1 protein-coding gene is annotated in these 546 nt (G+C 54.9%); it reads right to left on the bottom strand.

Annotated elements, in window-relative coordinates:
• Positions 1–546, bottom strand: a 546-nt coding sequence (locus L1065_RS15735) for an IS6 family transposase (protein ID WP_237096463.1), incomplete at both ends; no start/stop codon positions are given.

The raw sequence follows: 546 nt of genomic DNA, 5'->3' as shown, positions 1-546 counted from the left end.
GAAGAGTTTGCTTATGAACTGGATCTCGCCTCTGACGCCTCGTTGCTTGTGATGGATGTGGCCACGCTTGATGGTTCGGATCGTTTCTATGCCGCTCAGGGTCGCTTTAGCTGATCGCAAGGACCGAAAGCTTTGGCGATAACCGAGGAGCCGCTTCAGAGCCGCGTGATCGCTCTCGATCAGATTGTTCCACCACTTTCTGTCGATGTGCCGGATGCTGTCAAAATGTGGATCATAGCGGTGATTGATTTCACGGATGACGCGTCGATATGCCTGCGCCTTGTCAGTGACGATTGTCACGGGTCGATGTAATCGGACCCGTTCAATCGCCTTGTTGAGGAAGGCCTTCGCGGCTTTCGCATCACGTCTGGCTGTCAAGCGAAAGTCGACCATCTGCCCGTTTGCATCAACAGCCCGCCACAGATAGCGCCACTTGCCGCCAACCCGGATGTACGTTTCATCAACGTGCCAATCGACACTTGCGCGACGCAGATGTTTCTCGGTGCGCTTGGTCAGTTCCGGACCGAACTTCTGCACCCAGCGATA

It is taken from the genome of Nereida sp. MMG025 (assembly GCF_021654165.1).
Classification (GTDB): Bacteria; Pseudomonadota; Alphaproteobacteria; order Rhodobacterales; family Rhodobacteraceae; genus Nereida.
This window is presented reverse-complemented; position numbering and strand designations above follow the sequence as displayed.